Source organism: Kitasatospora arboriphila (genome assembly GCF_039528095.1).
In the GTDB taxonomy this organism is placed as follows: domain Bacteria; phylum Actinomycetota; class Actinomycetes; order Streptomycetales; family Streptomycetaceae; genus Kitasatospora; species Kitasatospora arboriphila.
The window spans coordinates 1-7,233 of the sequence record NZ_BAAALD010000176.1; the positions used below are offsets into that span (position 1 = coordinate 1).

Below are 7,233 nucleotides of genomic sequence, written 5' to 3' on the forward strand. Positions count from 1 at the left end.
CAGCGAGTCGAACTCGGTGCCCTGGCCGCGGGTCAGGACGGAGGTGCGGCCGACGGGGGTGTCGGGGCCGTCCCAGGTCTCGGGGCGGCAGGCGGTGAGCAGCCGGACGCGGTGCTCGGCGAGCCAGGCCGCGGTGGCGGCCCACCAGGCGCGGGAGGGGGCGGTGGGGGCCTCCTCGGGGGCGTCCAGCAGGACGAGCAGCGGGCGGGCGGCGTCGGCGCAGAGGCGGGCGGCCCGGGCGGCGGCGGGGGCGGGGGCGGCGGGGCGGTCAGTAGCGCCGGCGAGGGCGCGGGCGACCGGGTCGGCGAGCGAGGTGTCGCCGGGGGCGAGGTCGGCGCCGCGCAGCCGGAGGGTGGGCAGCGGGCGGGTGCCCGCGCCGCGCCGTACGGCCAGGGCGGCGAGTTCGGTGCTGCGTCCGCTGCCGGGGGCGCCGACCAGCACGGTGAGCAGGTCGTCGGGTTCCTCGCCGGTGAGGCCGTCGGCCCGGTCGGTGCGGTCGGCGGCGAGCTCGGCCGTCCGGGACGGGCCGGGGCCGGCGGAGTGCAGCTGGGCGGCGGCGAGTTGGAGGACTCCGCCGAGGTTGAGTGCGGTGCCGTGCGCGGGGACGCTCTCGGCGTTGCGCCGCAGCAGCCGGTGCAGGCCCGTGCCGATGAGCGGGGCGGCCGCGACGGTGTCGGGGCGCTCGCCGCGCAGGGCCGGGGCGAGGACGGCGAGGACGGCGCCGGTGGTGGTGTCCAGCACGGGGGTGCCGGGCAGCACGGCCTGCGGCGGTACGGCGAGGACGAGGGTGCCGGGGACGGCGTGCAGGCCCTCCGGCAGCACCAGCACGGCGGTGCAGCGGCCGGCCAGGCCGACGGGGTGCGGGGCTGCGGGTGTCCCGTCCGGCGCGGTGGGGCGGAGCAGGGCCAGCGGCCGCCCGTCGGCCCGGTCGGCGTCCTGCGCGATCGGGAGGGCGGCCGGGAGAGCCGCCGGAAGGGCCCCGGCGGGTGCGGCGGGCGCATTGGCCGGGTCCGGCCCGGGCGGGCCGTCGGCCGCGGGGTGGAGCAGGGCGAGGCCGAGCTCGGGCAGCAGCTCGGCGGCGTCCGGGCCGAGCGGCCGGAGGGTGCCGTCGGGCAGTCGGAGGGTCAGGGCTCCGGGGCCCGCGGCGACCTCGTGGGCGGTGACCACGGTGCCCTGCGGGTCGGCGGTGAAGCCGAGGCCGCGGAGCCGGCCCGTTCCGTCGAGGACGCCCACCAGGGCGTCCGCGGGTCGGGGCGGGCGCGGCCCTGCCGTCGCCCCCGGCTGGTGTCTGCCCGCCATCCGCGCCGCCCCTCCCGCCGGGTCAGCCGGCGGCCGGCCCGGCCGCCGTACTCACCGCGGGGAGTCTGCCCCCGGCGGACGGCGCACCACCCTGCGCGCGCCGTTCACGACACCGGTTCACTCCGTGCGCTCGCCCGAAAGGGTGAGCACGCGGAGTGAACCGGGAGCGGCGGGAGCGAAGAGGCCGCAGGTCAGCCGACGAAGACGGCCACCGGACGGGCGTGCCCGCCCTTCTCCTCGACCAGGGCGAGGAAGCGGCCCTCCGGGTCGAAGACCGCGATCGGGCCGTCCGTGCCGAGGCCGGGGGCCTTGAGCCGCATGCCGTGCGAGAGCAGCTTGGCCTGCTCGGCGTCGATGTCCCAGCGGGGGAAGGCGGCGGCCGCCGCGTCGGCGATCGGCAGCACCTCCAGCTTCTCCTCCAGCTGCTCCAGGGTGCGGGCGTGCTCCAGGCCGTACGGGCCGACTTTGGTGCGGCGCAGCACGGTGAGGTGGCCGCCGACGCCGAGGGCCTCGCCGAGGTCGCGGGCGAGCGCGCGGATGTAGGTGCCGGAGGAACACTCGACGGTGACGTCGAGGTCGATCACCGGGGTGCCGTCCTCGGCGGTCGCGGCCCGCTGCTCGTGGACGGTGAAGGAGTGCACGGTGGTGGGCCGGGCGGCGAGTTCGAAGTCCTCGCCCTCGCGGACCCGGGCGTAGGAGCGCTTGCCGTCGATCTTGATGGCGGAGACCTTGGACGGGACCTGCATGATCTCGCCGGTCAGCGCGGCGATCCCGGTGTCGATCGCCTCCCGGGCGACGCCGTCGGCCGGCGTCGAGGCGGTGACCTCGCCCTCCCGGTCGTCGGTGATCGTGGTCTGGCCGAGCCGGATCGTCGCCTCGTAGGTCTTGTTGGTGAGCATCAGGTGGCCGAGCAGCCGGGTGGCCCGCTCGACGCCGAGCACCAGCACGCCGGTGGCCATCGGGTCGAGGGTGCCGGCGTGGCCGACCTTGCGGGTGCCGGCCAGCCATCGCAGCTTGGCGACCACGCCGTGCGAGGTGATGCCCTCCGGCTTGTCGACGACGACCAGGCCGTCCGGACCAGTTCCCTTGCGCTTCATGGGTTCTTTCTTCGCGGAATGGGTGGGCGGGGTCAGCCGGCCAGCGCGGCCCGGAAGCGGGCCACCACCGTCTCGACGTCCTCGCGGGCGGCGAAGCCGGCGGCGTAGACGTGCCCGCCGCCGCCGAGTTCGGTGCAGGCCGCGGCGACGTCCACGGCCCCCTTGGAGCGGCAGGAGCCGCGCAGGGTGCCGTCCGGGTCCTGCTTGAGCACGAGCGCGACCTCGGCCTCGGCGGGCCGCCGGAGCACGTCGATCAGGCCCTCGATCTCCTCGACGGTGACGCCGAACAGGGCGAGCTCCTGGTACGGCACCCAGGTCCACACCAGGCCGCGGCCGCCGACCGCGTCCGGCTCGAAGACCGCGCGCCCGAGGGCGCCGGCGAGCACCTTGAGGTAGCCGAACGAGGAGGTGTCCCAGAGCTGGCGGGAGATCAGGTCGTGCCGGATGCCGGTGGCGAGCAGCCGGGCGGCGAGCTCGTGGGTGGCCGGCGTGGTGGCGGCGTACTTGAAGGAGCCGGTGTCGGTGGCGACGCCGGTGTAGAGGCAGGTGGCGAGCGCCTGGTCGAGCGGGACGCCGAGGCGGCGCAGCAGCTCGTCGACGAGCACGGCGGTGGCCGGGGCGCCCGGGTCGATCAGCCGGTGGGTGCCGAAGCCCGGGTTGGAGGCGTGGTGGTCGAGGACGACCATGACCGGGGCGGCGAAGGCCTTGTCGCGGAGCAGGCCGAGGCGGCCCTCGGAGGCGACGTCGAAGCAGAGCACCAGCTCGGGCACGTCGGGGACGTCCGCGGCGGGCACGATCAGCTCCTGGCCGGGCAGGAAGGACAGCGACTCGGGGACGATCTGCGGGTCGTCGCCGAAGGAGACCCGGACGCGGTGGCCGAGCGAGCGCAGTGCGAGGCCCGCGGCGAGCGCGGAGCCCAGGGCGTCGCCGTCCGGGTTGATGTGGCAGATCAGGTCGATGTCGCTGGCCCGCCCGATCTCCGCCACGACGCGCTGCCACTCGTGGTCGAGGCCGGAGGCCTCCGTGCGTGGCCCCGGAAGCACCGCGAGGGCAGGCTCCACCGTGCTGGTGGAGACCGCCCCCGCGGTACCGGCCGCCGTCGGCTCGCCGGTCATGCCTACTCGTCCTCGTCCGCGTCGTCGTCGCGGGTGCTGCGGTACGGGTCCGCCTCGCCGGCGTAGCTGGCGCCGGCGGCGGCGGTGCGCACCGCCGCGTCGGACTGGCGGGCCCGGTCGAGCAGGTCGTCGATGTTCTTGGCGTTGTCCGGCAGCGCGTCCGCGACGAAGGTCAGGGTGGGCGTGAAGCGCACCCCGGTCTGCCGGCCGACCTCGGAGCGCAGGACGCCCTTGGCGCTCTCCAGGGCGGCGGCGCTGGCCTGACGCTCGGTCTCGTCACCGTAGACGGTGTAGAAGACGGTGGCCTCGCGCAGGTCCCCGGTGACCCGGGCGTCGGTGATGGTCACGTAGCCCAGACGCGGGTCCTTGATCCGGCGCTGCAGGGTCTCGGCGACGACCACCTGGATGCGGTCGGCGAGCTTGCGCGCCCTTGCGGTGTCGGTCACGTTGCCTCCTCGTGCGATGGGCCCGGTACCCGGGTCGGTCGCGCACCCGGTGGGGCCCCTGCCCCAACGTACCTGCCCGCGCCCAGCCTTGTGGGCGCTCTCGGTCCTGATCGGTGTGACGGTGGCGACTCCCGCTCCCGCGGGGGCGTCCCGCCCGACCGGTGGTCACTCATCGTCGTCGTGGTGGTACCGCCTCCGTGCGGAGAGCAGCATCACCTCGGGGCGGCCGGCGACGAGCCGCTCACAGCTGTCCAGGACCTCGGTGACGTACGAGGCGTCCCCGGAGACCACCGCGAGGCCGATCTCGGCCCGGCGGTGCAGGTCCTGGTTCCCGACTTCGGCAGCGCACACGCTGTACTTGCGCTGCAGTTCGGCCACGATGGGCCGCACGATCGAGCGCTTCTCCTTCAACGAGTGGACGTCACCCAGGAGGAGGTCGAACGTGAGTGTTCCTACGAACATGTGTGGCAGGTCAGAGCCGACCTGGAGGCCTCGGAGAGATCCCTGCTCGGGGATGTACGAGGACCCTACACAGCGAGACCGGGGCCGGTCGACGGGTTATGCACCCGCCGGCCGGCCCCGGACAGTGAGCCGTTACGAGCGCGGCTTCTCGCGCATCTCGTAGGTCTCGATGACATCGTCGACCTTGATGTCGTTGTACGAGCCCAGGGTCACACCGGCCTCGAAGCCCTCGCGGACCTCGGTCGCGTCGTCCTTGAAGCGGCGCAGGCCCTCGATGTTGAGGTTCTCCGCCACGACCTTGCCGTCGCGCAGCAGGCGGGCCTTGGTGTTGCGTCGGATGACGCCCTCGCGCACCAGGACACCGGCGATGTTGCCGAACTTGGAGGAGCGGAACACCTCGCGGATCTCCGCGGAGCCGAGGCGCACCTCCTCGTACTCGGGCTTGAGCAGGCCCTTGAGCGCGGCCTCGATCTCCTCGATCGCCTGGTAGATGACCGAGTAGTACCGGATGTCGACGCCCTCGCGGTCGGCCGCGGTACGGGCACGCCCCTCGGCGCGCACGTTGAAGCCGATGATGATGGCGTCCGAGCCCATCGCCAGGTCCACGTCGGACTCGGTGATGGCACCCACACCGCGGTGCAGGATCCGGAGCTCGACCTCCTCGCCCACGTCCAGCTTGACGAGGGCGTCCTCGAGGGCTTCGACGGAACCGGAGACGTCACCCTTGATGATGAGGTTGAGCTTCTCGATGGAGCCGGCGGCCAGGGCGGCCTCCAGACCCTCGAGCGAGACGCGGACACGGCGCTGGGCCATGGACGCGTTGCGGTCGCGGGCGGCGCGCTTCTCGGCGATCTGGCGGGCGGTGCGGTCCTCGTCGACGACGATGAAGCTGTCGCCGGCGCGGGGCACCGAGGTCAGACCGAGGAGCAGGACCGGACGGGACGGGCCGGCCTCGTTGAGGCTGTTGCCGTTCTCGTCCAGCATCGCGCGGACGCGGCCGTAGGCGTCGCCCACGACGATCGAGTCGCCGACGCGGAGCGTGCCGCGCTGGACGAGCAGCGTCGCCATGGCGCCGCGGCCCTTGTCCAGGTGGGCCTCGATCGCGATGCCCTGCGCGTCCTGCTCCGGGTTGGCCCGGAGGTCGAGCGAGGCGTCCGCGGTGAGGACCACGGCCTCCAGCAGCTGGTCGATGTGCAGGCCCTGGCGGGCGGAGATGTCGACGAACATGGTGTCGCCGCCGTACTCCTCGGCCACCAGACCGAACTCGGTCAGCTGGCCGCGGACCTTGGTCGGGTCGGCACCCTCGACGTCGATCTTGTTGACCGCGACCACGATCGGCACGCCGGCGGCCTTGGCGTGGTTCAGCGCCTCGATCGTCTGCGGCATGACGCCGTCGTTGGCCGCGACCACCAGGATCGCGATGTCGGTCGACTTGGCACCACGGGCACGCATGGCGGAGAACGCCTCGTGACCCGGGGTGTCCAGGAAGGTGATGCGGCGCTCCTCGCCGTTCACCTCGGTCTGCACCTGGTAGGCACCGATGTGCTGGGTGATGCCGCCGGCCTCGCCCGCCACCACGTTGGTCTTGCGGATGGCGTCGAGCAGGCGGGTCTTGCCGTGGTCGACGTGACCCATGACGGTCACGACCGGCGGACGCGGCGCCAGCATCTCCTCGTCGCCCTCGTCGGCACCGAAGTCGATGTCGAAGGACTCGAGCAGCTCGCGGTCCTCGTCCTCACGGCTGACGATCTCCAGCACGAAGCCCATCTCGCCGGCCAGCAGCTCGAGTGTGGCGTCGGAGACCGACTGGGTCGCGGTGACCATCTCGCCCAGGTTGAACATCACCGAGACGAGCGCCGCCGGGTTGGCGTTGATCTTCTCCGCGAAGTCCGTCAGGGAGGCACCGCGCGACAGGCGGACGGTCTGTCCGTTGCCGCGAGGAAGCATCACACCGCCGACGGACGGGGCCTGCATGGCCTCGTACTCCTGGCGCTTCGCCCGCTTCGACTTGCGACCGCGGGCCGGACGGCCACCGGGACCGCGACCGAAGGCACCCTGCGTGCCACCACGGCCACCCGGACCACCGGGACGGCCGCCGAAGCCACCGGGACGGGCACCGCCGCCGCCGAAGCCGCCACCGCCACCGGCACCGCCACCCGGACGCGGGCCGCCGAAGCCGCCGCCCGCCGGACGCGAGCCCGGACCGGCCGGACGACCGGCGAAGCCGGGACGGCCGCCTCCGGCACCGGGACCACCCGGACGCGCGCCGGGGCCGCCACCCGGGCGCGGGCCCGGACGCGAGCCCGGACCGGCCGGACGCTGCGGCATCATGCCGGGGTTGGGACGGGGCATGCCCGCGGGGCTCGGGCCACCGGGACGCGGCGCGGCGGGACGGGGCAGCCCGTCCGGACGCGGAGCGCCACCGGGACGCGGAGCACCGGCACCGGGACCACCCGGACGCGCGCCACCGGGACGCGGGGCACCACCGGCACCGGGTGCACCGGCACCCGGACGCGGACGGTCGCCGCCCGGACGCGGGGCACCACCGGCACCGGGTGCACCGGCACCCGGACGCGGACGGTCGCCACCGGGACGCGGGGCGCCACCGGCACCGGGACCGCCCTGACGGCGCTCGCCGGGCCGGGCCATGCCGGTGTTGCTCGACGTGAAGGGGTTGTTGCCCGGACGCGGGCCGGCCGGACGCGGGCCCGGACGGGCCGCGGGGTTGGCCGGACGCGCAGCGGCCGGACGGGACTCACGGGACTCACGGGCCTCGCCGGCCGGAGCCGGGGAGGAGAACTCGGCCGCCGGCGC

Annotated in this window: 5 protein-coding genes and 1 pseudogene; all 6 read right to left on the reverse strand. The window is 74.8% G+C overall.

The window, feature by feature from the left end; genetic code table 11:
* Positions 1–1,299: pseudogene (locus ABD353_RS38795) on the reverse strand (hypothetical protein); the annotation flags it as partial.
* Between the two features lie 191 nt (positions 1,300–1,490).
* Positions 1,491–2,396 (reverse strand): tRNA pseudouridine(55) synthase TruB, encoded by a 906-nt coding sequence (gene truB, locus ABD353_RS38800; protein WP_344628439.1) that lies wholly within the window; start codon positions 2,394–2,396, stop codon positions 1,491–1,493.
* A 32-nt stretch (positions 2,397–2,428) separates the two neighbouring features.
* Positions 2,429–3,511: a DHH family phosphoesterase gene (locus ABD353_RS38805; RefSeq protein WP_344628440.1), complete on the reverse strand. Its 1,083-nt coding sequence runs from the start codon at positions 3,509–3,511 to the stop codon at positions 2,429–2,431.
* A 2-nt stretch (positions 3,512–3,513) separates the two neighbouring features.
* A complete protein-coding gene (gene rbfA, locus ABD353_RS38810) occupies positions 3,514–3,957 on the reverse strand; it encodes a 30S ribosome-binding factor RbfA (protein ID WP_344628441.1) in 444 nt (147 codons plus the stop codon).
* A 165-nt stretch (positions 3,958–4,122) separates the two neighbouring features.
* A complete protein-coding gene (locus ABD353_RS38815; RefSeq protein WP_030274794.1) occupies positions 4,123–4,419 on the reverse strand; it encodes a DUF503 domain-containing protein in 297 nt (98 codons plus the stop codon).
* A gap of 132 nt (positions 4,420–4,551) precedes the next feature.
* Positions 4,552–7,233, reverse strand: a 2,682-nt coding sequence (gene infB, locus ABD353_RS38820) for a translation initiation factor IF-2 (protein ID WP_344628442.1), incomplete at its 5' end; no start/stop codon positions are given.